Here is a 240-nt window from a genome sequence, read left to right as displayed (position 1 = left end):
CCGGTGCGGTACATGCGGCCCGAATTGAATGGGTCATCCAGGAAACGTTCGGCGGTCATTTCCGGGCGATTGAGGTAACCCCGCGCCACGCCCTTGCCGCCCACGTACAGTTCACCGGCAACCCCCAAGGGCACCGGGCGCTGCTGTTCGTCCAGCAGGTAAACCGTGGCATTGGAAATGGGCTTGCCGATGTGCAACGGCTGCCCGGGCTCGATCCGCCCGGAGGTGGCGACCACCGTG

General features: G+C 65.4%; 1 protein-coding gene. It reads right to left on the bottom strand.

The annotated features are described in order from the left end of the window. On the bottom strand, window positions 1-240 hold a 240-nt coding region (locus tag HX846_RS35870), incomplete at both ends, for an AMP-binding protein (protein WP_178967308.1).

Origin of the sequence: Pseudomonas sp. K5002, from assembly GCF_013386655.1 — a bacterium.
In the GTDB taxonomy this organism is placed as follows: Bacteria; Pseudomonadota; Gammaproteobacteria; order Pseudomonadales; family Pseudomonadaceae; genus Aquipseudomonas.
This window is presented reverse-complemented; position numbering and strand designations above follow the sequence as displayed.